Source organism: Nitrosomonas sp. Is79A3 (assembly GCF_000219585.1).
Taxonomy (GTDB): domain Bacteria; phylum Pseudomonadota; class Gammaproteobacteria; order Burkholderiales; family Nitrosomonadaceae; genus Nitrosomonas.
Genome location: NC_015731.1, coordinates 3493061 through 3514913 on the forward strand (window position 1 = coordinate 3493061; position 21853 = coordinate 3514913).

The following is a 21853-nucleotide window of genomic DNA, read 5'->3' on the forward strand; positions in this document are numbered from 1 at the left end:
TTAATTACAGTCCTTAGAGCGAAAACTTCCAAACAAAGATGCTCATACTAAGCTGCACATGTCGCTTACGATCCGGCTTGCCTTTATGGCATGTAAATAGCGGTGTAAAAATGTACCACTGAGACGCACTGGCCGGATCTATAAGAAGATGTGTCAATACGCGGCATCGCCGGGTTATCGGCACAAGAGCGTGCCAGTGTCTCCCAAGCCTGCCCCTTTCACTGGCATTATTGATGCCATTCTGGAAGCTGACAAGCAAGTTCATTTTGTTTACACGGCTGCAGTTCGGCAAAAGGAAATGTTATGCCGCTGGCGCACCAGCCTGGTCATGCCCAGGTAGATTTTGGTGAAGCTGATGGCTATATTGGCGGCAAACTGGTTCGATTCCATTATTTCTGCCTTGATTTGCCGCATTCGGATGGTTGTTTTGTCAAAGCTTACCCGACTGAAGATACTGAATCCTTTCTGGATGGCCATGTTGCTGCATTTGCGTTTTTTGGTGGAGTGCCGCAATCGATCTTGTATGACAACACCAAGATTGCGGTAACCAAGATATTGGGTGATGGTAAGCGCCAACGCACTAAAGCATTCAGCGAACTGCAAAGCCACTACCTGTTTGAAGACAAGTTTGGACGACCAGCTAAAGGTAACGACAAGGGCAATGTTGAAAGCATGGTCGGTTATAGTCGTCGACACTTCATGGTACTGCCGCCCATTGCCGATGACTTTGATGCTTTAAATGCCAAACTTCTGGATGGTTACATCAAACGATGCCAAGCCAAACTACGCGGCCAAACAGAAACCATCGCCGAACGTATGAAACTCGACACCGCTGCGTTGATGGCTTTACCTGCGGTTGCTCTTGATACCTGCCACAAGATTTCCACGCGCGCATCGTCACTATCACTTGTACGTTATCGGACCAACGACTACCCAGTGCCTACCCAATATGATCACCGGGAAGTACTGGTCAAAGGTTGGCCTGATAGATACAACAGCCTGCTACTGATCATAAATTGTTTGTATAGCTTATTTGGTCTTTACTAAATAATTTATAGAAAGTTGGCTCATTTGCTCTTGCCAATAGGTTGAAAAGCTCTTGTTTGGTTAAACTGTGTTTTAGTTGTAACAATAATGCGACGAGGCCAGAAACGTGTGCTGCGGCGAGGGAGCTGCCCGAAACGAAGTCATAGGCACCCCTGGGTAAAGTAGTGAGTATTTCGTCCCCAGGAGCGGATACAGCAAGAATTTGATTTCCAGAAGATGATTGAATAACCTTGCTACTTGAGCTTCGAACCCCAATGACACCCGGTTGATGTGCTGGAAACCCAGATCTCTCATCATCCTTGTCAGGCTGCGAAGCAATGATAATAATACCTCGTTGCATGGCTTTTTCGATTAACCTGGCCAAAAGTGGGTCATGTGGGCCAGTCAAACTTAAATTAAGAATATCAGCCTTCATCTCAATTGCAGTATTGATAGCTAAGGCCAAGGTAAAACTATTACAAATTGCCTCTAAACCGCCAGTTTTTATTCCCCAGCAGGCTTTCAATGCGATCACGTGACTATCTGGCGCGATACCGACAATGCCTTGTCCATTGTTTGCCTTGGCCACTATAACACCAGCTATTGCCGTACCATGATTATCACCAAAAGAATCCGATGATTTTTGTGCAACAAAATCTTTACTCTGCTGAATTTGCCCCTTCAAATCAGGGTGTTTTGTATCAACACCGGTATCAATAATCGCAATAGTTATATTTTTTCCAGTAGTCTGGCTGTGTATTTCAGCTAAATTCATCGAATGAATATTCGATTGCAGACGATAATAAGGATCATTGTATTTGTCCGCCATGACTTTAAAAGTGCTCATTGTTTGGACATTATCGATACGATCGTCATTTGTTAGCGCGTTGATGACCTCAACAATAGATTGATCTTCACTAACCAGAAATACCACGCAATGTTCACCAATTTCTCTGATGGGCCATTGAGAAAGAATTTTTATTTTGTAATCCTCCTCTATGCTGGCAGCTACTCTTTTGCTCCAAGTTGAACTGCTGTAATCCCCCCTTCGACGATATGTTTGGTTCGCTGCCCCAATCGGAATGCGATTTATGTGCTTATCAGCATAGGTCACTAAAATGATACGGTCTGCTTGTTCGGTATCAAAAAGTTGAGGATCAATAGATAATTCCTGCTCAGCTTTGACTGGTAATGCAACGAGCATTATTATTAGTAAACTAATCCTCATTTGAATACTCAGCATCATTGTATGATCCTAATCAGAAGAAAGTAATTCATGAGAGGGTTCAGCAAAAACAACCAGCGAATTTTTACGCAATTGTGTGATGGCATCATTGACCTCAAGAGAATTAGCTTGCCGATTGCCGATTTGAACTTCGTAAATGCCATTTTTAGATGGTCCTTTAATGATATGGCCTGAAACACCATTCAAAATGACTTTAATTTGTTCTGTGCCTGAATGTTCTGCAAAAACAATACGTATGATATTGTTTTTGTGTTCGCCTTCAGCCAGACTGGCTAGTGTTCTGTAATCGCCTTTCAACTCAGGGTGATTAGTTGGTGGATTTAACATAAACGGCATTGCCAGCAATAACAAGCTTGCTGCTAGAGCAGTGTATTTTACAAAGCTAGGAAACTGATGCGAAAAATTCTTTTGCTCTCCTTCTGGCTTGGCTTGTTCAGCAGATCCAGTCAGTCTGGATTGTTCTCGTACTCTCTTTTTCAGCTGAGCAAAAGAAACCTGCGACACCTGTTGCAAAAGATCAGGCTGTTGTATCTTTTCAAGCAATTGTTGTTGTTGATTTATTTCAATCCTACAAGTGACACAAGTCTTAACATGCTTCCTTACAAAATATTGTTCAGCAGGCTCTAAGGTATGGTTAACATACCAAGGTAACAGGTTCCATACCTCTTGATGCTCGCTTTTACTAGTGATTTTGATATCTGTAAGTGCCATATTTAACTCCTGCCGCTAAGCTCTGGAAGAACTTTTGCCAAAATTTTTCGCGCATGAAACATTCTTGTTTTCACTGTATTTTCAGGGCATTGCATAATTTCTGAAATCTCGCTGTAATGCAAGCCTTGATAATATGTCATCTCCACCACGGCACGCTGCTCCATAGACAATTTATCGAAAGCAGCTTCAAGCCAGTTACGGGTTTCCATTTGAGAAGTCCATTGCGCACCTCTGTCAGGAAAATAATCCAGTTCGTCATTCAATTCCACCGAACGATCCTCTCTTATCTGGCTTTGAACTGTACTTTTTAATGCCTTAAAATAAGCAATACCCAAGATCCACGTGGAGGGACGGCACACTTGATCATAAGTGTGTGCTTTTTCCCAGACCACATACATGACGTCATTAATAATCTCTCCAATACAGTCCTGTCGTCTTGTGATATGGAATATAAACTGAGATAACCTAGTAAAGTAGATTTGATAAAGTTGTTCAAAGGCATGCTCATCCCCAATCGCGATTTCTGCGATCAAACCCCGTTCCTTTTCCTGCTGCGCTTGCGAGCTAAAGGATCTTTGCATTTTTAACTCTGGCGGCGCATACATGTTGTTTCATAAATCTGAAATGTTAATTTTTAAGATTTTAATAATTTTGATCTGTTTATTCCTCACAACGAAAAAAAAGTTCACGACTCACGAAAGCAATTGAAAAATCAAAATCCGACTGTGATAGAAAACACAACACGGTTGTCGGCAACATGGGGATGGAATTGCCACTGTGAAAACGATGCTTCTTTTTCAGACGACGCATAACTGCCGCCGTAATAACGCACATCGATGCCAATATTACGGGAGAAATGGATTGTTAGCCCGGATGTCCAATAAAGATAATCATAGCGCAGAACCTTCCTCTGGTCATTGTAGCCAAAGGTACTAGATATTTCGATCGAATCGGTGATTGGATAACGGCCTGTAATCTCGGAATTGAATGACATGTGGTTCTGCTGATAGCTATTTTCTGAAAAATTTAAGTTGACTGTCAGCAAATCACGAAAATGACTATATAAATAATATTCATTATAATCAGACACCTGACCGAAAATCTTACCATCATAGATATAGCGGGTCCATGCTGTATTAAATCGCCAATCATCAGATAGCTTATAGGCAAAACCCAGGTATGGCCTGAATTCTGCAGTGGAACGATTCTCAAACCCATGGTCAGCAAAATTGACTGCTGAAGCAAAAGTACCAAGATAAATACCCGACCTGAATTCGTAATCAATATTAGCTTGCAGTACTGGTTTTCCATCACTCTTAGAATAGCCACGCCAAATATAATCAGTCGCACCAGTAAAACTGCCACTTAATTGAGCATAGCAATTTGCAGAACAGGTAAGGATCAGTAGAAACCACAAGAAATATGGGCTCAAACAACTTAAGCGTATTTTCATTTTTCAGCTGCTAATTGAAAAAATTACTAAAGAGAATCTCTGATTAAGTTCGATTTGCAATAGGCAGGTTAATAACAAATCATCTACCCAACAAAGTGACAACCAGCATCAGAAAGCGCCAGGATCACAATCACCTCGTATAGAGCAGCACAGTTATGCTGGAACATTACCACTCCAGATGTATGACTGGGGAAGTGAGCGATGAAATCTTTTGCTAAAGATTTCGCACATTAACCATCAAGATAATGAACACTCCATTATGGCAAATAATAATGTTATTCAACTAAATAATCCATTAAGGAACGCGTGGCATGTTGGCAGCAGCTATTGCCGCGGAAGTATCTATGATTATCGAGCAGCATGGTTCGGTAAATACTCGCAAGCGTAAATCAACGGTAGCCAGGTATGAATATCTTCCCGAACACCTGATACAAATGAAACACTTGACCATAGAAATCAAAGTCCAGAGAATTCGGGATCGTTGCAATATTTACTACTTTTGAACCTTTTTTGGTTTTAACAGAATGAACATAGCATGTGAGGAAAAAGCATTTATTTGTTTAACAACATTCATTCGCTTCAACGTTGCATCAAAAGGTTTTCTCACAGAACAAAATAAATTCAATCTTAAGGAAGAAGGCTCTCTATGTTTGAAACAAAACAATTTAGAAAGATTGTTAGCACAATGATTTATTTCACAACAACCCTGACCTTTTTATCAGTAAACAATGCTTCTGCGGATGGCAACCAAGTCAATTTCGCACTTACAGATAATCCAGGACGCTGGTTTGATACCGGATCCGTAGTTGCGGGCAACCGTTCGATTGCAATCGCTTCCCCAGGTGTACAAATCAATTTTTCTGGCAATTCCAACACCGTTCATACGAGAACCAGTCTGATTTATCCATCCGGTGCAGCGAGTATGCCATTTAATACCGATCCTAAGAAAGGAGGCGATAGCCTAACGTTAACAACACCGGGGTTGTATGTTTTTACCTGCAGCATCCATCCGTATATGTTTGGTGCAGTGATTGTGGATGATCCAACAACCACCGGTTTGGATCTTGGATCTTCACTCAGTTTAGTTAATGGAATTACCGTTCCGAGCAGTAGCGACCTGGCTACACGTCTGTTGCGAACATTCTTTATCGCAACCAACCCGGCTAACTGGCAGAATTACGCGAGTAGCGCGCCATGGCATATAACTTATCCAGATGTTGATGTGCGCGTGGATATCGGAGTTGTTAATCTACCCGCTGTGCTCAACGCCCGTTACGGAAATGATATCAATCTGGCGGCGCTGGCAAATCCAGTGACCCCCGCAGTAGGTGAAATCTGGGTAGCTACCCAGTTTGAAACGACATCAGGTAAATCAAAACCGGGAACGGTATCTGCGATTAGCGGATCTTCCTGGCAAGTAACACGCAAAGTAGCGCTACCTTCAATCAAGATGAACAATCCGCATAATATGTGGACGGACAAGGATCAAAGCGTTATTTACGTGACACAATGGTTTGACATGAAACTGACGGTTTATGATCGTCAAACCGGTGCACTGATCCGTAATGTATCTGTCGGTGAAGCACCGGCGCATGTGATGACTCTGACCGATTCGGATCGAATTCATATCACCAATAACGGCGATACACGCACAGATTCTGTGATGGAACTGACTCCTTTTGCTACCCAGATACTGCGCAGGGTGGACATTGGGCGAGGCAATCCGCACGCACATTGGATGAGTCATGACGGCAAAACCATGGTAACGCCCAATGTCATTACCGGCGATACCACGCAATACAATTTCAAGACAAATGTGATAGAGGCTATTTTGCCATCGGGCACTCGTCCATTTAGTCATCCTTTAGCAACGGGCATGATGCCGGACGCCAGCAAATATTACGTTGCCAATCTGCTGGATAGCACAATTACGGTCGTGGATATGAATACACACCACGTCATCAAGAACATCAACCTGATTGAACACTACGATCCCATATCAGGAGCAATTTCTGGCCCTGTAGGCGCATTGCCGATTCAGACTCCTGTTTCTCCGGACGGAAAAAATATGGTCACAGCCAATACGCTGACAGGCACAATTACCATCATCGATACCCGGCCTAATTTGGCTACAACGGATGAAGTCGTGGCGATGCTGGCATGCGACCCCGGTTGCCATGGCGTTCAATACGGCGCTAAGAAAGGAGGCGGTTACTACGCCTACGTATCAAGCAAATTCTCAAACAGAATGCTGGTTGTTGATCCAGATCCAAATGGTGATGGAGATCCATCCGATGCCAAGATTGTAGGTAAGGTGGGACTTTTCTCGGCAAGCACAACGCTGAAAGATGCCAGCATAACAGGCAATCCAGGAATGGGCGGGCAAGGTATTTTACCGATCCCGGTGGTTTATAACGGCTGGGTTCAGAATCTACCCGCTTCCTGGAGCAATCAACTGACCCCATCCCAACGTAATCCGTTTATAACTAATTAGTTAAAACAAATATTATTTTAGTCAATCCCTTTAACATCAACACGATGCATCACTACTTTTACTTACATTAATTAGGAGAAAAACATGAGTTCAGGACATGACGAATTTGAGGATGATTCATCTGGACACGATCACAAAGCCTTCAAGTTTACAATTGTGGACGGCAAGGTAACTGAGGTGTTCGAACAGGACGATGGCTCATGGAAATCCAAGTCCATTGATGACGATGGCAGCGAAACTTACACAGTGGAAGGAAGTGAAGTCATCCGCACCGAAGTGAAACCATTCGGCACGGAAACCACTCATTATGCTGACATGGATGCAGATGGTGTTTATCTGCGTGTTTCTGAGCAATGGCAAATCTCACCGGATGCTCCTCCTGACGGGCACCACTTTAAGTTTGAGGACGATCTCTCATTCTCGCCATCAGATGGTGATGATCATATTGCAGTACGCGGGGGTGAGGACTGTCATGGCGGGAACGGGGCTGACGATTTCGTTATCCGTGAAGCAGCACATTTGCGTATCGCAGACTTTAATTCACTGGAGGACCACGATACTCTGGTGTTTGACACCGGCCTTGGTCTCACGTCAATCGCGCAGCTGGCTAGTTTTGTTACAGATGCCCATCACGATGGTCAAGATTTTATCGTGCACTTTGGCGATGATGTATCGATCACGCTGGTTGGCGTACAACCGGACCAAATTAGTTGGGATGATGTCAGTGTAATGAGCTAATTCCAAGCAAACAGAGGAGTTTTTCAACTCCTCTGAATTGATAAGCGCTATCAAATTTTCCCAAAATAATCAACATAAAAATCTTATCTTCTAGGATTCATAGATAAAGGAATTCGTATGAACATTACACACATCAACCAAGAACGCCTTCTCAAGGCCAAGATAGCCTATACGCCGCGCAATTTAAAACTGGAATCGGTGGTCGCTTTGCTGGATGGAGACGATGTTATTCCTAAGGCCGGGGATATGGTACTGGCGAAGGTAACAAAGATAGGTCACCATGCCGGGTTAGAATTAACACACGGCCGGCGTTCTGCCTTGTTTGTAGGGGATGAAATTATCGTGTGCTACGGTAACCGCTATGCGCCTGATCAATTTGAAGCCCAAGTACCCAATGATTTGGAATCGTGCGATCTCGTCGCATCAGGCGGTATCGCAGCACGTATGAATCATCGTCATGCCAATGTAAAAGCCCCTACCAGTATTCAACCGATTGGCTTACTAGCAGATACTCAACAGCGAATCAATTTAAAAGATACTGCTTTGCCTAAGCTGATTAGCTTGTTTTCTCGCCCTTACACAATCGGAGTGGTTGGCACATCCATGAACGCCGGAAAAACAACGACCGCGGCAACCTTGATTCGTGGCCTGGTTAATGCAGGTTATACAGTAGGTGCTGCCAAGGTGACAGGTACCGGCTCAGGCCGGGATACTTGGCTCATGACAGATGCGGGAGCAAAATTAACCTTAGATTTTACCCATGCGGGCTTTCCTTCGACTTACCTTGCCACACCAGCACAGATTGACAATATTATCGAAACGCTTGTTACGCATTTGAGCGTAGCCAAAGTAGATGCGATTGTGATTGAAGTAGCGGATGGCTTATTTCAATCCGAAACAGCCGCTCTACTTCATTCCAAGGTCTTTGCAAAAACTGTAGATAGTGTAATTTTTGCAGCGGGCGATGCAATGGGCGCGGCGGCTGGCATTGCGTGCCTTCAAAGTAACAAATTACCCGTGACTGCCATCAGCGGTCGATTGACCGCATCCCCCCTGGCGATCTTTGAAACTGAAAAAGCCACCGGATTACCCGTTTTAGATAAAGCGGCACTCAGTTCTCCAACCATAGTCGATGTATTGCAAATTCCCTTGCAGATACCACCATCGCTACGGAGCGTACTGGCAAGTTAAGGTTGATTCACTACAACAGCAGGATCCCGTGAATATCAATACCCTTTATAAAGACAAAATGATCATTCCACCCATACTTCACGGCCGCCGCCGTACTCTGTTTACGCGTCTTGTTGCCAATGGCCTAACTCAAGCTGCATTGGCAATTGGTACGGCGTGGCTGGTAAGAGAAATATTTGACAGTTTTCTGATTGCTGAACATCCCACATTCAGCCTGCACGTGGCGTGGCTAATCATTGGATTAATCACTACTGCTGCTGGCATTAGTTGGTTGCGCATGATGGAACGTATTGATGCCGAATATATGGGCCAACACTATGCCTCCGAGGTTCGAATTCTATTGTACGATTGCCTGAGTTATCTGACACCCAGAACCTTGCAAAAACGTAGCAGGGGCGGTGTATCACTCCGTTTTGTCGGAGATATGACTTCATTGCGGCGCTGGGTCAGCATGGGATTGGCGCGTGTAACGGTGGCAGGTGTATCAACAGCATCCGCATTAGTGGTGTTAGGAATGATCAATTGGCAGCTGACTCTGACGGTCACCCTATCATTAGTCATCGGCACAGGATTAACCTACTTATTTGGCAGACGCATGCGTGCTGCTGCAATTGAGTCTCGGCGCCGCTTATCCAATTTAGCAGCGAATGTGAATGAAAAAGTAACCAGCATTGCTGTCGTACAAGTATTTGGTCAAGTTGATCGCGAACGCGAACATATTGTCCGTCAGGGAAAATATTTACAAAACTCAATGGTCGCACGAGCACGGGTCGCCGGACAGATTCTTGGAATAACTGAATTCTCAGTGGCCATGACATCAGCAACAACGCTACTGGCAGGTGTTTTTGCCGTAGCCGCTGGAACAGCCAGTATGGGTTCAGTAATTGCAGCGATCAGTATTGTCGGCATTCTTTTACCTCCTTTGCGTGATTTAGGACGCGTTCAGGAGTATTGGCATGGCGCTTGTATTGCGCGTGAAAGAATCAAAGAATTTTTAGACAGCCCTTCATTGGTCGCACAATCAGCAAATGCACCGGATTTAACAGTCAATTCAGGCCGTTTAGAGTTCGCTTCTGTCAGTGTAGCGGGCGGATTAAGTCAATTGAGTGCCACGGTAGAGCCAGGTACGATTGTTGCGGTAGTGGGTCCCAATGGCGCAGGCAAATCGACACTGTTGTTATTGGCTGCACGCCTAATTGACCCTCATGAAGGAAAAGTGATTCTTGATGGGCAAAACCTGGCGGAGCACAACTTGAATTCTGTCCGGCATGCTATCGGCATGGCAGGCCCGGATTTGCCTTTGTTGCGCGGTACCATCGATAGGAATTTGCGTTATCGCTGGCGTAATGCACCGGATGAAGAAGTTGCCAGAGTACGCGCATTATGCGGTATTGATGAATTACTTGCGCAATTTCCGGAAGGAGAAAAAACACGTGTTGCCGAAGGTGGTTTGAGCTTGTCGGTAGGCCAACGCCAACGAATCGCTCTAGCACGTGCTTTACTCGGCAATCCCGCGCTTCTCCTGCTGGACGAGGTGGATGCCAATTTGGATTCACAAGCCAACAAAATCTTAGACCGTGTGCTCGCTGAACATCAAGGTACCGTATTGATGGTAACGCACCACTTAAGCCATATCATGACCGCTGATGTAATTTGGTATCTCGAGGCAGGCCTTTTGCTGGAAGTTGGTGCGCCCGCCGAACTGTTATCCGGCAATGGGCCAACCGCACAGTTCTTTGGCATGAACAAATCGGTAGCCATTTGAAGCTAATCGTCTGGGGGATATTACTCATGTTGCTACAAGCCTCTACCGCTAGGGCGATAGATATGACACCCCGTTCCAAACCATTAGAGCGAGGAGTTGTATTGCAACGTACGCTGCAAATGGATTCACGCCAGAAATACTTTCTTTATATACCCCATTACGGTGGAAACAACGCAAGAGTCTTTGTTACCGTACATGGAATTTCGCGTAATGTTAAAGAACATGCCAAGCGATTTGCAGCTTTTGCTGAGAAATTTGGCGTCGTGATGATCGCCCCCTATTTTCCAGCTGATCGTTTTCCTGATTATCAGAGATTAGGGCACAAAGGTAAACGCGCCGATCTCATGCTCAATGAAATCGTAACTGAAGTTGCCCAACTTACTGAAGCCAGCACACATAAGCTATACTTGTTTGGCTATTCGGGCGGAGCACAATTTGTGCATCGTTATATGCTTGCTTATCCGGAACGTGTCGCAAAGATTGTTTTGGGGGCGCCGGGGTGGTACACCCTGCCCAATCCAACACTTGAGTACCCAATCGGGATCAAAGAATCCCGCCGCCTACCGCAGATACAATTCGACCCTGCGCAATTCTTACATATCCCTGTTTGTGTATTGGTGGGAGAAAAAGATAATCGGCGTGATGCAGAACTCAATAAATCATCACAAATTGACAGATTGCAAGGTAGAACCCGCATTGAACGCGGTCAATATTGGGTAGAAGAGATGAATCATCAAGCCAGAACACAGGGCTTACTGACAACCTATGCATTTCATCTGCTACCTGATTCACCCCACTCGTTTTCTATCAGTATGCAGCGCGGCGGCATGGGAGAGAAAACATTTGATTTTTTATTTCCTGAGGGATGACAGTGTGCCATTTCTTTCACTTGAACAGATCGAATACGTTTAATTAGAATCCTATTAAAGATTGGTAGTGATACCAAAAGAATCCGCCAATCTGATAGTGCGCGCAAATGAAAATATCCTGGTTAAAGATTGTGCTCAGTGCAATGGCTTGCAGCCTCTTAATGAGTATCACTGCTTATGCACAAGAAGATACCTCTGACCGATCGCAGAAATCAATCTCAAAAAAAACCTCCAAAGAAAAGAAAAGAAGAAAGAAAAAACCTGGCCCCTTCATCGGAAATGCTGGCTTAGGCTATCAATGGAATAAAGGTAAAAGTGAAATCCGCCTTGGCGGGTTTATGCAGATTGATTCGCGAACATTTTTTGATGATCAAACCAACTCAGGCAACGATGGCTTTATTTTGCGGAGAATTCAACCATCACTCGAGGTTAAATTTAACAAGACTTATAGTTTCTATATCATGTCAGGTTTTGGGGCTACACCAGGAATCCTGGATGTCTATCTAGAGGGTAATTTCACGAAACCATTCAATGTTCGTGTAGGCAAGTTCAAACCCCCGTTTGGGCTGGAGCGGCTGCAATCAGCCACGGCGTTGGCCTTTAACGAACGCGCCTTTCCTACCAACTTAGCACCCAATCGTGAAATCGGTGCACAAATTTTCGGCAACATACTCTGGGATACGACGGAATATCAGATTGGACTATTTAACGGCGCAATCGACAATAGCTCAGGATTACGCGGCAGTGTTATTAATTCAAACAACAGCGGTGTAGATTTTGTTGCACGTATTTTCTCCCATCCCCTGAAACATAGCGATGCTGAACTCTTGAAAGGACTTGGGCTAGGTATTGCTTATAGTTATGGAACGCAGCAAGGCCGCGCACAGCAAGGCCATTATAATTTACCAGCCTTTATTTCTCCGGGTCAGCAAGTCATTGCTTCTTATGTACAAGGCGCATTCGCCGATGGCAGCCGCCAACGAATTTCCCCGCAGCTTTACTATCATTACGGCCCATTTGGCCTACTTGGCGAATATACAATTTCCCAGCAAGATATCAAGATTGGAACATCCACTGATCAGGTTTCAAACGAAGCTTATCAAGCGCAATTATCCTGGGTTGTATTTAATGGCAATGCTTCTTTTCGCAGGATAAGACCAATTAATCCAATAACGCTAGAAAATATCAGCGCATGGGGTGCTGTGCAACTCGTGACACGTTATTCGGTGTTAAACTTGGATTCCAATGCGTTTACAAATGGATTGTTTGACCCGGATCGATCAGCCAGAAAGGCGCAGGACTTCGGAGTGGGTATCAATTGGTATCTCAATCGCAATATTAAATTCCAATTGGATTACAATCAGACTCACTTTACCAGCAGCGCAAGCGGAGGAATCAACCGCCCCGAAGAGAAGGTTTTGTTTTCACGCATGCAAATCGCATTTTGATTTTCTTAGCCAATTACAATACGCACTGAACAGATTCTTCTTGCCTAACATACTAAAATAGCGCTTGAAATAGATCCTTTATTCGTTTACTGTCTAAGCCAATCGCAATCAATAAGCTGGATTGGGCATCCACCAGTCAGAAAGGACTAAGCAATATGTTCAATTTAGGTTCCATGCTCAATTTAGGCTCCACCGAGCCGGTCGTAGGCAAGGCGCATACTGTCGTAGTGTGTCCGGCCGAAGAGATTTTCCAGTATGTCGGAGAAGGTTTGTTTCAGAACTATCCAAAATGGTCACCAGAAGTTAAAGAGCTTGAGCAAATCACTCCCGGCCCGATAAAACTGGGAACTGAAGGACGGCAGGTGCGTATCGACCAAGGACGCCGGACAGAATCTAAATTTAAAATCTCCGCATACGAACCCGGCGTACGTTTAACGCTTATCGGGGTGTCTGATCCTTTCCGCTGCACCTATGAATTACAGGCTATCAATCCTGAAGAATCAACCAAACTGACATTTTCTTTTGAGCTGCTTGAGATTCTGGCAATCATGCGGCCATTTGAAGGATTGGTTCGTATTGCCATCAAAGAGGGTGCTGAAAGAACGGTTCAAAATATCAAACGCTTGGTTGAAGCAGAAAGATCCGCAAAAATTTCTGCCAAAAAGGAGGGCTGATGGAACAAGATACTTTTCCCACTATTCAGGCACCACGAGTCGATGATCGTCCGGTATGGGACGTAGTCTTCGCGGTTTATGGCTATCCAGCGTTACTGCTGGCGCATCGGTTGGAAGTTTTTTCTTTGCTGGCGGATGGCCCGCGCACACTGGCCGATATCTGCAGCGCGTTAAATATTAAGCAACGCCCAGCGGAGGCTATCCTGACCGTAGCGACCGCTTTGGATTTCTTGTCATTGCAAGAAGAGCGTTATTCTCTGACTGCCGTCTCAGAAGAATATTTGCTGAAGAGCAGCCCTAATTATTTCGGTTTTTTTTGGGATCTGATGATCGACAATTATCAGGTATCTTCCTTTGCCAGCCTGGAGAAAGCAATTCTGACAGATTCCCCGCAGGCTTACGGCGGCGGTGATATTTTCAAGACGCATGAAGAGCAAATCGAATTGTTGCACCGCTTCACTTGTGGCATGCATAGTATGAGCATGGCTTCAGCGCTGGTGTGGCCGAAGGTAATAGACTTTTCCCAGTACCGGACGATGCTGGATATCGGCGGCAGCTCAGGCGCGCACTCGATTGGCGCAGCTTTACGCTTGCCCAGTCTGCAGGCGATTGTTCTGGATTTTGCTCAAGTGTGCGAAGTGGCTGAAGGGTACATTGTTGAGTATGGCTTGCAGGATCGCGTTAAAACCTATGAGGCTAATATTTGGTGCGATCATTGGCCATCGGCAGATCTCCATTTCTTTTCAAATATGTACCACGATTGGCCACCGGAAAAATGTCATTTCCTGACCGCGAAAAGCTTCCGCTACTTGGAATGTGGCGGACGTATCGTAATTCATGAAATGCTGTGTAACGACGACAAAACAGGTCCTTTTGCACCGGCGGCATTTGGCATGATGATGATGGGGTGGACCGAAGGAAAGCAATACTCCGGCTCGGAATTATCAGCGATGTTGCAGGAAATAGGATTTGAAGAAATTCAAATTCACAAAGCCTCAGGCTATTACAGTATCGTTACCGCCCGCAAACCCTAACTTTTGCTTATACTTGCAGGCATTTTTTGAGCCGATCAGGCTGGGCGGACTAGACGGGAGCAAGCAATTAGTTTGCGCCCTCATCCAGCAACGCTTCTACCAGCTTCGCTTCTATTTCCTGGTATTGCGGATTGTTGTTACGAACGGCGGAAGGCTCTTGCCAAGAGGGATTCTGGCGTAAAGCGCTGGTCAGTTTGCTCCAGTTATCGGGTAATTTTTCACTCTCGGCTTTGTCCACATGCAAGGTATCCTGCGCGGCATGACCGCGGTGCATTAATTTATTCAGCAGGTGTTTTTGGCGTAGATACAATACTTGCAGCGTGGTTTCGTCGGCGCATTGCCACTGTGTACCTTTTACGGTTGCTTTAATTTCATCGCCATAGCGCTTGAAGGTCGACCAACCAGCACCGGCAATGGCACCCAATGCAGTGGCAGCGCCCAGGCTCATGCCACCAACCATCAAATCAATACCCGCTCCGGCTGCCGCGCCCTTGGCTGCGGCGCTGCCGACATCAAGTCCGTACGCTTTGAGTATGCCGGGGGCGAAGATGTCCAATTGCCAGTGGCCGTTGCTGACCGGAATTTTCTGGATCGCGACATCTTTTTCCGAAAAATTAAAAATGGATAACAAGTCGTGCAGACAATGCTGCTCGGCTTTGCGGACAAATTCATGCAGCCGGTCTTCAAGTAGTGAATGCGCGATCAGATTATTTTGGGTCGATTTGCTCTCGCGATAACAGGCCACATTCACAATCAGCGCAGCAACCCGTTTGGCGCCGGATAAGCAAAGCTGGTTCCATAATTTGGCACGGTAATCAATCAGCTTCTGCAGCCGGTCGTAATGGGACTCCACCAAAGTCTGCATTTTCTGATACAGACGCTTTTCCGCTTCAAAAGTAAACGCAACGGTATCGAATTCCAGCGTGGCATGCATGTGGAAAGCTGCCAGATGCTCGCGCCATTTCGCCAATTCCCGGTCATGCCCGGCGATAAAGTTAAACACCGGGATAATCGGTTTGGCCGATTGTGTGAGTATGTCCAGTTCCAGGCGGTACTTTTCCAGGAAAGGCTCGCGCACATCGATGATATAGAGAAGAATATCGCTGCGCAGCACTTGCCGGATAACCTTCGCTTCCTGCTCGAGTGGATCATTGACGGCAACATTCGTCACGAAATGCTCCAGTATCTGCACCGGTGGTAGCGATTTCGATTTTGCAGCCAGCTTTTTGATATGTGCGGATAGCGCCCGTGAGTCTTCCAAACCGGGTGTGTCGTATAAATTCAGAATCGCTTCGTTGTCAGCGGATATCGTCGCTTGCTCGACATGCCGCGTAGTGCCTGCACCGTCTTCAATAACGCCAAATTCAGTGCTGCGCAGCATGGTGCGGATCAATGATGTTTTGCCCGTATTGGTATGCCCGACGACGGCAATATTCAGCAAAGCATCGGTATGCGGGCGATGGGGATTCTTTACGATCATAATTTATTGGGTAATCACATGTTCTGCGGGAATGCCGCAGGCTTCCGCCAGGCGGAACCAGGCAAATTCGCGCGCATTGGTAACCGGAGCCGACGGCTTGCTCAAGAGGATTAACCAGGGTTTTCCGTTGCTGCTGTCGACCAATTCCTTGATCAGGCGTTGCACGCCGCGATCGGGCAAGCGATGCGCAGCTACACCCAGCAATAACGGGCCATTGAGATTTTTTATCAACGCAATGGCTTCGTCATGAGAATCTTGATCAATGATATTCAACCGGCAAGTTACTGATTCCGGCCAGTTTGTTGCTTGATCCAATTCAATACCAAACGCCTGCGCATTCGATGGAATGGCGACATTCGCTGGCGGCAGTGTAACTTCGGCGGGTTTGACGCCAGCCAGCGGATCGGCATCAATAACCTCGGCTTTCACTTCACGCGCCATCAAGCGCTGACGCAGCTCTATATAGTAGGGCAAATAAAGATCCAGCTTGAACCGGTGCTCACTCCATTTTTGCATGACGAGCGAGAGGCCGAGCACCAAAAGGCGCGGGAATATGCCATAGACCAGTAACGCACCGATTAGAAAAGTAGCCCAAGCCATTCGTGTTTCCGCATCCTGCTTGCTGACGCCTATCCGGCTGGCAACAGTTTGCGGGTCATCCGGTATTTTTAATCCCATCGCCTCCAGCGGCGTGCCTAGAATTTGCGTGAGTCGTGGCAGCGTGCTGTCCGGCAGCAACGTGGTGCCCCAGATGAAATTATATTGTTTGGCCAGCATGAGTAATATCAGTAACACCATGCCGGCGATCAAGTAGGTTAACCAGAATTTGTGCGTGAGTACGCTGATACGCCACTTGCCGACATCGCCGGTTAAGCAACTCTCCCACCAGGCGTGCGATGCCAGTGAGGCAATCGTGGGATCTTTCTTGTGCCGGTAAGGCAGCCAACTGGCCAATTGCGCGACAATGCCGCTGCTTAAACTTTGCAGATTCAGCGTAATGCCCGAAATCCATAGCAACAGGGAAATCAAGTTAAATCCCAGCAATACCGCGAGCAACCAGTAAATATTCAGCGTCGAATAATCCCCCACCGCCTGGCTTGCCGCCAACCCGCCCAGAATGACGGCAACTCCCAGACAAATCCGGCGCGCGCGGATAAATTGCCGGTGCGGCTGCTGCAAAGCATCGTTCAGCGTGTTTTCCTGAATCAATCGCTTGGCGCGCGTGTTCAATCGCTGGATAAAATCCGCATAATTGAAATCACCATTGGCAGACCTCGGCAACTCCTGAATACTGGCGTACGACAAATCCTCCGCTTTAGCAGACTCTATCTTGCGTACCTGTTCGATACGCACCAGATCATCAAATGTATGTTTTTTTACTGGCATGGGTTTGCCCATTCCGGGAGAATGACGATTCGGGTGTTACGGTTGGTGGTGTATGTTTGTTTCACAAGTATTAAAGAAAAAATTGCCGGGATTTTCAGCAGAAAATTTGCTGCAAAACAAGCTAAAATTCATTATTAAATTATTCAAAAATTATGGCAGGAAAATTCCATGAAGCCGGTTGCAATTTTTAGACATTTGCCCATCGAAGGGCCAGGCTATTTTGCCACATTTCTCGACAACAATCATATTCCCTGGCGACTGATTAAAATAGACGCCGGTGAAAAACCGCCGACCGGCATTGCTGAATTCAGCGGCCTGGTGTTTATGGGCGGGCCGATGAGCGTCAATGACGATTTGCCGTGGATTGAAAACTCGTTAGCTTTAATCCGGCAAGCGGTTGCAGAAGATATGCCGGTTTTGGGCCATTGCCTCGGCGGACAACTCATGGCCAAGGCGCTCGGTGGTATCGTCAGCGCCAATCCGGTCAAAGAAATGGGCTGGGGCGAAGTCAATGTGCCGGACAACCCGGTTGCCCGTGCATGGTTTGATGATCTGACGACTTTCAACTCATTTCATTGGCATGGCGAAGCGTTCAGCATCCCGCAAGGTGCCACCTGCATCCTGTCCAGCCCGTATTGTGAGAATCAGGCGTTTGCATTGGGAATGCACTTAGGCATGCAATGCCACGTGGAAATGACCGAACGCCTGGTCATTGACTGGTGCAGCGTCGGCGCGGAAGAACTCGCCAGCCTGAACGAGCCATCGGTGCAAGCTATCGCTGAGATTGAGAAGAATCTGCCGGAGCGTGTAGCGGAACTGAATGCAGTGGCCGAACGGTTATATCAGAAATGGATTATTAATTTGAAATAAGTAGACAGCTTCGCAAAATGCTTTATTCATAATGCGTCCACAGCCGCAATACTTTCACAATTTTTTCTTTTTCCAATACTTGATAAACAAGCCTGTGTTGGATATTGATGCGACGAGAATAAGCGCCCGACAAATCGCCAACTAATTTTTCATAAGGCGGTGGATTTTGATAAGGATCATTACGAATGACATCGAGCAACGCGAGTGCCTTTTGTTTCAGTCCGGCTGCTGCAAGTTTTCTGGCATCCATTTTTGCTTGATGCGTATAGCACAGCACCCACATCACCAATCCAGGTCTTTGCTACAAGCATCAACCTCAGTTTGCAAACCTTCCCTAATCGATTCACGCATGCCAGGCATGGAAACCAGATAAAGTGTTTCATTAATGGCATTCCAGTCTTCCTCGGAAAGCAATACCGCATTTGATCTTTTCCCTTTAATAATAATAGGCTGATGGCTGGATACCGTTTCATCGATCAAACTATATAATTTAGCCCTGGCTTCGGTTACATTCAACGTTGTCATAAAAACCTCCCAATAGCGCATCATACGTTTTCACGTACGCATTGTCCATTTTGCTTCAAGGTAGAATAGCCGGCAATAATTGGCACAGGCACAAAATCAAAGGTAATAAAATTCAAGCGCCGCTGCGCGGCGCTATCAGTGAACAGCACACCAGCGTTTCAGCGATCCGCAATTCGATGGGGGACGAACACAATACCCGGAAACCGATATTGAAGTTACGATTGCCCGGATGGGTGCCGTCGCGCACCGACGCGCGCACGCCGTCCGGACTATCGAGCCAGCAACCGCCGCGCAGCACGCAGGCCTCGCTTCCTGATAATTGGCAATTTTCCTGCACGGCATGTTCGTATAAACACCATTCCCAAACATTACCAGCCATATCGTCTACCAAAACATCTTCACGGGGCGGCCTGCGGCCCAGCGGATATAAACCTACCGCAACCGTACGACCAATACCCGACTCATCACTGTTTGCACGCTGCCCGTTCCACTCACCCCACGGGTAATTCTGCTGTGTATTCCCGAGAGCAGCCCATTGCCATTCCCACTCGGTGGGCAATCGAATCGGCAATTGCAGTTTTACTCTCAACCAGCGGCAGTAGGCTACTGCATCGTACCAGGAGACGTTGATCGCAGGGTAATTGTCAAAAGACCACAGCTGCTGACCGGGTTTCTCTTCCCTCGGCTGGCCCTCCCACCAGGCTGGATTGCAATAACCATCCGCTGCGTCAAGAAAGGCGCGGTATTGCGCCCAGGTGACCGGGTAGCGGGCCAGGCGAAAACGTGGCACCGGGAAGAGTTTATCGGATTTAGTTCCTTCCAGGATGACTTCACCAGGCGGCATGTCTACCCACACGATATCGGGCAGACCATCCTCTCTCAGCCCGACACCACGCCGTGGATCACCCAACTGATTGAGGCGCAGGCCGATTTCTTCGCGGCGGTGATGCGGTGTATGGTCAGTGTTCAGCTCGTCAAGCAGTGCGAGCGGCTCCGGGGTGAGAAAGTGACGCAGGAGCTCGGGCAATTGTGGTTCGAGCACCCGCCAAGTCGCGATGCCTGAATCAGAAAAATACTTATCGTGAGCAGGCAATGCAAGCTGGTTCAGCTTGCGCAACGCTTCAATGGCGGGCTTTTGCCGTTCCCAGCCCCACTTCAGGACAGACCGCTGCTGATCATTGCTCCTGTCCCAATCCCGCGCTGCCTGCTCGGCCTGATGGCGCAGCGCCAGATCCGCCGCATAGCGAGCGTACCAGTCCTTGAAACGTTTCCAATGGCTAAACACGGCCTCATGTCCCACTTCATACACCGCCGGCTGTTCGTTACTGCTGACTAAGATGCGCTTATCGACGAGTTCCTTAGCCAGGATCAAAGCAGCTTCAGGCAGATCACCCTTGGCTGCACGGCGGCGCACCACCGCCAACGCACCACCCGCTGCATTATCGCGCTGTTCTACGCTGGCGATGGCCAGAAACAAAGGTGAAATGGATTTCTCATCAAATACTTCCGGATCCTGATTAAGCTTTTCTTTAGCCTTCACAACTGCCTTCGCAACTGCTTGCTCAGCCAGGCCGTCAATGGCGCCAGCAACACCGCCTATGGCCTCGTAAGCTGCCTCGGTCAGCGTATCGCCATCCCGCTTGTCATACAACAAGGACAAAGCAAACTCAGCTAACGCCAATGCACCCGGCCCTGATCCAGTGTCGTCCAGAATGCGCTGCACCAAGTGCGGGGAAATAGTCAGTCCCGCCGCCTGGGCTGGGCCGGTGATCATTCTTTCCAACGCTGCCTGTCCCGGGACGGCAACCGGAAAATGCCCCGAGCGCAGTAACGCGATGCAGGTTTCCTCCTGTGGCCATTGGTCGTAAAAGTCAGAGCGCATTGCGACCACCACGCGCACCAACGGACACTCCACCGCAGCAGTCAGCAGCTTAAAGAAATTACTGCGAGCAGCTTCTTCCACTTTACTGGCAAATACTTCCTCAAATTGATCGACGAACAGCAAAAGCTGGGCGGCTGCGCCATCCAGCCCCAGAGCATCTCTCGCCACAGTGGCAATATCGACCGGATTCATCTGCAGCCGCTGCGTCAGATCCGGCGCGCACCAGTTTTGGTCTGGAAATAATTCGCTCAGAGCATCCGCCAAGGGCAGAAACGGATCATTGCCCAATTTACCCGGGGAAAAGCTGACTGGAACCCAGCGAACATTTCCTGTTATCGCGTTCTCCTTAAGAGCTGGAATTAATCCTGCGTACACCAGTGAAGATTTGCCCGAGCCCGATGGCCCGATCACGGCAAGAAAGCGCTCACTGCGAACAATGAGACGTTCAGTCAACGCTTCGATTTCCGCATCCCGGCCGAAGAATCGATCTGACTCGGTGGTCCGAAAGGCACGCAAGCCTGGGTATGGGCGGCCCTCGATGCATTTTGATAGGGGCTTGTCATGCCGAAGTGAAAGATTATGATAAGCTTTCAAGACTTGAAACTTTAGATCTGCCGGGGTCTTGAAGGGTACTCCACGAGAAGCATCATCGGCTCCGCTATTGATTTTTTGCCTAAACGATTCGATCAGTTCTGGATCCCGCTCTCTGGTGCCTGCATCGCTGAAAGGCAATGTGATCGCAGAATCATCCTTGACGAAGATCAAGGTCGGCAGTTTATGTTCACGTGCTTTCTGGTACTCAAGCTCCGTAATGGAAAATGGCTGACCGGGAGGAATGAACCCATAACGGCGACCAACAATGCCGATGAATCGATCGCACCCAGCCACATCAGCAAGGCAACTGTCCCGCACACTGCGCTCGTCGGCGCTATAGCTTTCGACAACCGTGCACTCGCCGCCAAGGGCCTCTTTGACCGCCTGCCGCTCAGGCCCCAGGTCGTTCAACGTGGAAGAAAGATAGACTCTCATGATCAATCAGAAAAGAAAGAGGTAATCGGGTC

The 21853-nt window shown here is 47.3% G+C and carries 19 protein-coding genes and 1 pseudogene; 11 read left to right on the forward strand and 9 right to left on the reverse strand.

Going from position 1 to position 21853, the window contains the following annotated elements; translation table 11 throughout:
• Positions 1-148 precede the first annotated feature (148 nt).
• Together NIT79A3_RS19625 and istA are read left to right on the forward strand one after the other, a co-directional pair.
• Positions 149-340: a hypothetical protein gene (locus tag NIT79A3_RS19625; RefSeq protein WP_348225662.1), complete on the forward strand. Its 192-nt coding sequence runs from the start codon at positions 149-151 to the stop codon at positions 338-340.
• Positions 304-987 (forward strand): annotated as a pseudogene (gene istA / locus NIT79A3_RS16235) (IS21 family transposase); the annotation flags it as partial. The gene NIT79A3_RS19625 and the pseudogene istA, both read left to right, overlap by 37 nt.
• 22 nt (positions 988-1009) lie before the next feature.
• Here istA and NIT79A3_RS16240 read toward each other — a convergent pair.
• From NIT79A3_RS16240 to NIT79A3_RS16255, 4 genes are all read right to left on the reverse strand, one after another.
• Positions 1010-2272, reverse strand: a complete 1263-nt coding sequence (locus NIT79A3_RS16240; protein WP_013967229.1) for a S8 family serine peptidase — start codon at positions 2270-2272, stop codon at positions 1010-1012.
• A gap of 9 nt (positions 2273-2281) precedes the next feature.
• Positions 2282-2983 carry a zf-HC2 domain-containing protein gene (locus tag NIT79A3_RS16245; protein WP_013967230.1) on the reverse strand — a complete coding sequence of 234 codons (702 nt, stop codon included), beginning with the start codon at positions 2981-2983 and terminating at the stop codon, positions 2282-2284.
• Between the two features lie 2 nt (positions 2984-2985).
• Positions 2986-3588 carry a sigma-70 family RNA polymerase sigma factor gene (locus tag NIT79A3_RS16250; protein ID WP_013967231.1) on the reverse strand — a complete coding sequence of 201 codons (603 nt, stop codon included), beginning with the start codon at positions 3586-3588 and terminating at the stop codon, positions 2986-2988.
• Positions 3589-3695: 107 nt separating this feature from the next.
• The gene (locus tag NIT79A3_RS16255) at positions 3696-4436 is read right to left on the reverse strand and encodes a TorF family putative porin (protein WP_013967232.1); all 741 of its coding nucleotides are present in this window, start codon (positions 4434-4436) and stop codon (positions 3696-3698) included.
• Positions 4437-5082: 646 nt separating this feature from the next.
• On the opposite strand from NIT79A3_RS16255, the gene NIT79A3_RS16265 reads away from it, so the two are divergent.
• From NIT79A3_RS16265 to NIT79A3_RS16300, 8 genes are all read left to right on the forward strand, one after another.
• Positions 5083-6930 carry a multicopper oxidase gene (locus NIT79A3_RS16265; protein WP_013967234.1) on the forward strand — a complete coding sequence of 616 codons (1848 nt, stop codon included), beginning with the start codon at positions 5083-5085 and terminating at the stop codon, positions 6928-6930.
• Between the two features lie 84 nt (positions 6931-7014).
• Positions 7015-7668: a hypothetical protein gene (locus NIT79A3_RS16270; RefSeq protein WP_013967235.1), complete on the forward strand. Its 654-nt coding sequence runs from the start codon at positions 7015-7017 to the stop codon at positions 7666-7668.
• Between the two features lie 117 nt (positions 7669-7785).
• Complete coding sequence (locus tag NIT79A3_RS16275; protein WP_013967236.1) at positions 7786-8859, forward strand: molybdopterin-guanine dinucleotide biosynthesis protein MobB; 1074 nt, start codon at positions 7786-7788, stop codon at positions 8857-8859.
• Between the two features lie 28 nt (positions 8860-8887).
• The gene (locus NIT79A3_RS16280) at positions 8888-10624 is read left to right on the forward strand and encodes an ABC transporter ATP-binding protein (protein ID WP_013967237.1); all 1737 of its coding nucleotides are present in this window, start codon (positions 8888-8890) and stop codon (positions 10622-10624) included.
• Between the two features lie 26 nt (positions 10625-10650).
• Positions 10651-11493 (forward strand): alpha/beta hydrolase, encoded by an 843-nt coding sequence (locus NIT79A3_RS16285; RefSeq protein ID WP_013967238.1) that lies wholly within the window; start codon positions 10651-10653, stop codon positions 11491-11493.
• Between the two features lie 161 nt (positions 11494-11654).
• On the forward strand, positions 11655-12941 hold the full coding sequence (locus tag NIT79A3_RS16290; protein WP_049785387.1) for a porin: 1287 nt from the start codon (positions 11655-11657) through the stop codon (positions 12939-12941).
• A 155-nt stretch (positions 12942-13096) separates the two neighbouring features.
• On the forward strand, positions 13097-13615 hold the full coding sequence (locus NIT79A3_RS16295) for an SRPBCC family protein (RefSeq protein ID WP_013967240.1): 519 nt from the start codon (positions 13097-13099) through the stop codon (positions 13613-13615).
• Positions 13615-14649: a methyltransferase gene (locus NIT79A3_RS16300; protein WP_013967241.1), complete on the forward strand. Its 1035-nt coding sequence runs from the start codon at positions 13615-13617 to the stop codon at positions 14647-14649. The genes NIT79A3_RS16295 and NIT79A3_RS16300 overlap by 1 nt, the downstream gene beginning before the upstream one ends.
• A gap of 67 nt (positions 14650-14716) precedes the next feature.
• Here NIT79A3_RS16300 and NIT79A3_RS16305 read toward each other — a convergent pair whose 3' ends face one another.
• Together NIT79A3_RS16305 and NIT79A3_RS16310 are read right to left on the reverse strand one after the other, a co-directional pair.
• Positions 14717-16129, reverse strand: a complete 1413-nt coding sequence (locus tag NIT79A3_RS16305) for a DUF3482 domain-containing protein (protein WP_013967242.1) — start codon at positions 16127-16129, stop codon at positions 14717-14719.
• 3 nt (positions 16130-16132) lie between these two features.
• Positions 16133-17515 carry a DUF2868 domain-containing protein gene (locus NIT79A3_RS16310; protein ID WP_013967243.1) on the reverse strand — a complete coding sequence of 461 codons (1383 nt, stop codon included), beginning with the start codon at positions 17513-17515 and terminating at the stop codon, positions 16133-16135.
• Between the two features lie 168 nt (positions 17516-17683).
• On the opposite strand from NIT79A3_RS16310, the gene NIT79A3_RS16315 reads away from it, so the two are divergent.
• Positions 17684-18385, forward strand: coding sequence for a type 1 glutamine amidotransferase (locus tag NIT79A3_RS16315; protein ID WP_013967244.1), 702 nt, complete (start codon positions 17684-17686; stop codon positions 18383-18385).
• Between the two features lie 22 nt (positions 18386-18407).
• Here the strand turns inward: NIT79A3_RS16315 and NIT79A3_RS16320 are convergent, their stop codons facing one another.
• From NIT79A3_RS16320 to NIT79A3_RS16330, 3 genes are all read right to left on the reverse strand, one after another.
• Positions 18408-18668, reverse strand: coding sequence for a Txe/YoeB family addiction module toxin (locus NIT79A3_RS16320; protein WP_013967245.1), 261 nt, complete (start codon positions 18666-18668; stop codon positions 18408-18410).
• Entirely contained in the window at positions 18668-18910 is a 243-nt protein-coding gene (locus NIT79A3_RS16325) for a type II toxin-antitoxin system Phd/YefM family antitoxin (RefSeq protein WP_013967246.1), read from the reverse strand. Before NIT79A3_RS16325 ends, NIT79A3_RS16320 begins: the two co-directional genes overlap by 1 nt.
• 112 nt (positions 18911-19022) lie before the next feature.
• Positions 19023-21821: an SUMF1/EgtB/PvdO family nonheme iron enzyme gene (locus NIT79A3_RS16330; RefSeq protein WP_013967247.1), complete on the reverse strand. Its 2799-nt coding sequence runs from the start codon at positions 21819-21821 to the stop codon at positions 19023-19025.
• Positions 21822-21853: the final 32 nt, after the last annotated feature.

Coding starts and splice junctions, on each gene's coding strand:
- NIT79A3_RS19625 (WP_348225662.1), top strand. CDS start 149: ATGTGTCAATACGCGGCATCGCCGGGTTATCGGCACAAGAGCGTGCCA.
- NIT79A3_RS16240 (WP_013967229.1), bottom strand. CDS start 2,272: ATGATGCTGAGTATTCAAATGAGGATTAGTTTACTAATAATAATGCTC.
- NIT79A3_RS16245 (WP_013967230.1), bottom strand. CDS start 2,983: ATGGCACTTACAGATATCAAAATCACTAGTAAAAGCGAGCATCAAGAG.
- NIT79A3_RS16250 (WP_013967231.1), bottom strand. CDS start 3,588: ATGTATGCGCCGCCAGAGTTAAAAATGCAAAGATCCTTTAGCTCGCAA.
- NIT79A3_RS16255 (WP_013967232.1), bottom strand. CDS start 4,436: ATGAAAATACGCTTAAGTTGTTTGAGCCCATATTTCTTGTGGTTTCTA.
- NIT79A3_RS16265 (WP_013967234.1), top strand. CDS start 5,083: ATGTTTGAAACAAAACAATTTAGAAAGATTGTTAGCACAATGATTTAT.
- NIT79A3_RS16270 (WP_013967235.1), top strand. CDS start 7,015: ATGAGTTCAGGACATGACGAATTTGAGGATGATTCATCTGGACACGAT.
- NIT79A3_RS16275 (WP_013967236.1), top strand. CDS start 7,786: ATGAACATTACACACATCAACCAAGAACGCCTTCTCAAGGCCAAGATA.
- NIT79A3_RS16285 (WP_013967238.1), top strand. CDS start 10,651: ATGTTGCTACAAGCCTCTACCGCTAGGGCGATAGATATGACACCCCGT.
- NIT79A3_RS16290 (WP_049785387.1), top strand. CDS start 11,655: ATGAGTATCACTGCTTATGCACAAGAAGATACCTCTGACCGATCGCAG.
- NIT79A3_RS16295 (WP_013967240.1), top strand. CDS start 13,097: ATGTTCAATTTAGGTTCCATGCTCAATTTAGGCTCCACCGAGCCGGTC.
- NIT79A3_RS16300 (WP_013967241.1), top strand. CDS start 13,615: ATGGAACAAGATACTTTTCCCACTATTCAGGCACCACGAGTCGATGAT.
- NIT79A3_RS16305 (WP_013967242.1), bottom strand. CDS start 16,129: ATGATCGTAAAGAATCCCCATCGCCCGCATACCGATGCTTTGCTGAAT.
- NIT79A3_RS16310 (WP_013967243.1), bottom strand. CDS start 17,515: ATGCCAGTAAAAAAACATACATTTGATGATCTGGTGCGTATCGAACAG.
- NIT79A3_RS16315 (WP_013967244.1), top strand. CDS start 17,684: ATGAAGCCGGTTGCAATTTTTAGACATTTGCCCATCGAAGGGCCAGGC.
- NIT79A3_RS16320 (WP_013967245.1), bottom strand. CDS start 18,668: ATGTGGGTGCTGTGCTATACGCATCAAGCAAAAATGGATGCCAGAAAA.
- NIT79A3_RS16325 (WP_013967246.1), bottom strand. CDS start 18,910: ATGACAACGTTGAATGTAACCGAAGCCAGGGCTAAATTATATAGTTTG.
- NIT79A3_RS16330 (WP_013967247.1), bottom strand. CDS start 21,821: ATGAGAGTCTATCTTTCTTCCACGTTGAACGACCTGGGGCCTGAGCGG.